Source organism: Nitrospira sp. BLG_2, assembly GCF_049222245.1.
Genome location: NZ_JBLYIG010000633.1, coordinates 1 through 2,638, shown reverse-complemented (window position 1 = coordinate 2,638; position 2,638 = coordinate 1). Strand labels below are relative to the sequence as shown.

2 protein-coding genes and 1 pseudogene are annotated in these 2,638 nt (G+C 53.2%); all 3 read right to left on the bottom strand.

All coding sequences use genetic code 11. The annotated features are described in order from the left end of the window. On the bottom strand, nt 1-263 hold a 263-nt coding region (locus ACOSYY_RS16830; protein ID WP_421663937.1), incomplete at its 3' end, for a DUF3574 domain-containing protein. Nucleotides 264-350: 87 nt separating this feature from the next. Further along, entirely contained in the window at nt 351-2,030 is a 1,680-nt protein-coding gene (locus ACOSYY_RS16825) for a sulfatase-like hydrolase/transferase (RefSeq protein ID WP_421663936.1), read from the bottom strand. Nucleotides 2,031-2,059: 29 nt separating this feature from the next. Next, nucleotides 2,060-2,638 (bottom strand): annotated as a pseudogene (locus ACOSYY_RS16820) (class I SAM-dependent methyltransferase); the annotation flags it as partial.

Genomic DNA, 2,638 nt, shown 5'->3' with positions numbered 1-2,638 from the left:
TGCCAGACCGAGAGCCCCTCGGGAAAGCGCGGGGTAACTATTTCTCTAAGGAATTGCGTCCACGCTTCAGGCGTGACATAACCGGACGGAGCCTCTGTTCCGAAATACAGTAATTCCTGCACTGCGAACCGCTCATCACCTTTACATGGCGTGATGTTCAATGCCCCGCAGTCCGTGAGCGAGACGACGAGCAGTAGCGCACCCAAGAGATTCTGAACTATGCTGGGACGGGCTACCGGTTCTCTAAGATAGATCGTCCGCATTGAATGAAATCAAGCCAGCCGCTGAGAATTAGACTCCCGAATTCCTATCAGTCATCGCCTAATGAATGGGCGCATGAAGACTCCCACCTAGTGCATGTGCTGCTGAGCAGCAACGGTGCTCTCCGGTACATCCACAGCGCGCCAGGGCATATCGACGAGCAGCAGTGGTTTTCGGTCCCCGTCATTAAGATATGCAAACGGTTCTTTCCGTGGGACGGAAAGAGGAGGAGTCCGTCCAATGGCATTGTCGAGCGTTTGAACGAGCAATTCATTGATGGCGTACAGTGTGGGTTCGTACCCGCCCGGACTTTCAGGAATCTTGGCGGCAAACAGCGTCGATAACCCATCCGCATAATCGGTAGGCGTCAGTTGATTGTGCTCTTTGGATGTCGGAAGCCTGAGGCCCAAGCGTCCACCATGGTCTCCGTGAACTATGACGATTGAATCATCGAACACTCCGGACGATTGCATCCTCACGAATAATTCATCCAACTTGACATAGAGACACTCCATTTGCCTCAAATATTGATCGTAGCGAATCTTTCTGTCTTCAGGTGTGCGCGACTTTAGAGGAACCATCTCCATGTCATCCATTGATTCCGCAATCGCCCGCGGCGAGCAATCCTCCCGATACACGAAGGGGAAATGCGGGAGCATGACATGCGCAAAAAGCATGTGGCCCGGGGCAAGCTGCTGAATGCTCTCCGATAACGCATCCATCGCCACGGCCGCATTCACTGAAAATGGGTAGATGGGCCGCCTTGTCCAGAGGGATTGACGATCAATGACTGGACCGACTATCCCGTTAGAGAGCAAGAATGGACGTACCCGCTTTTCGTAGACATTCAGAATACCCTGATATCGAGTGTAACTGGCTACGAAGCCAGCCAGCGCTGTCGTTGTTCTCGTAAGTACCGGGATGTCCAGCTTCGCCACATTGCTCAAGGCATACCAGTCAAATTTAGAGCAGGAATCCGGCAGCGCATCCTGGCTCGAACAAAAATCCAAATAGTCCCCGTGCATAACGTGAACCCGATACCCCATCCTTTGCAGGAACTGGAAATAGCGGTTTTGCGGCAAACCGTACGGAGGGCGCTCACCCGTAATAAATCCCTTGTTGACGCTTCCCGCCGAGAAATTCACCAGATTCGGAATCGAGTCTTCCGTATCGAGATAATGGCTGTACGCCCCTCCATACAGCTTGAACCCGTACCGTTGATAGAATTGCTTGATCTTTCGTTTTAATTCCTTGGCGCGATCATTGTCGCCGGGAAATCCTTCGACACCTAAATGTGCATCCAGAATGAGATGGATAAACCGCGGCGGACCATCCGTCACCGCATCCATGTGCGGCACGGCAAAGACAGGACCAGACTCGCTTTCAAATTCGTTGCGCAGGAATGTCGAGATCACGAACACACACAAAAACACCGTCACTGCCAAGGCCATGGTTTTTTCGAAGCGTCGTATCAAAGCTACGAGCACGGCGAAAATGACAAGGATCGTGATGGTGCGGCCATGTGCAATCCACTCAAATTGATAGTCTGCAGCAACTGTGAGAAGGCCGCCCACGCTTATTGCGTACATCCGTCTTCCACCGGCCCAACGGATCAATCCGAGCACCGTCGCCACACAGAGCACGCCTGCAAGGATGAGCAAAATCTCGAGACTCAACAAAGGATAGTCCCGGTTGGTCAGGTAGGCCGTAAAGGGAGTGAGCAACGCGAGGAAGGGGAAGGCAATCGCAAGAGAAATCCTGCCGTCCATCCAGGATGCTTCTGAGGACTGCGCCGGTTTCACGAGGGTCGCTCTCGGCGAATTCCCTCATATCCATGCCGGATGTAACTCACGAGGGTACGACCATGTTTCCCGACTTGCAGAACACGGTCGATCCGCGCTTTCTGGGCAATACGGTCATTGAAAAAACCCCAGGTATAGTCTTCAAAAATATCCGCCCGAAGCGCCAAGAGTTTCTGCACCATGGGATCGGTCTTGGGGACGAACTCAATCACTCCGCAAGGAGCGAGGTCGATCAGCCAATCCAAGAGTTCTCCGAATGGAATGTTTCGTGAAATAACCAGGTGATGCACCACGGCGAGAGCCACCAAGGCATCGGCAGATCGACGGGCGCCGAGTCCTTCCCGTTCGATACCCATCCATCCTTGATCCGGGCTTACATTGGCCATATCCATCACAATTGATTGGATGGGCAGCCGACTCGCACGCGTCTGTGCATAGCAGCCGTCGAGCGCTCCCTGATCGAAATCAAATCCAACTACATACTCCGCTCCGCATTCTATAGCGGCCTTGGCAAAGACTCCGGCATTACAACCGAAATCCCATAATTGGCGGGGGCGATGCTGCGCGGCAAAATC

What these genes read in the sequence shown, in the direction of transcription:
- ACOSYY_RS16825 (WP_421663936.1), bottom strand. Translation starts at nt 2,030, where the DNA reads ATGGACGGCAGGATTTCTCTTGCGATTGCCTTCCCCTTCCTCGCGTTG.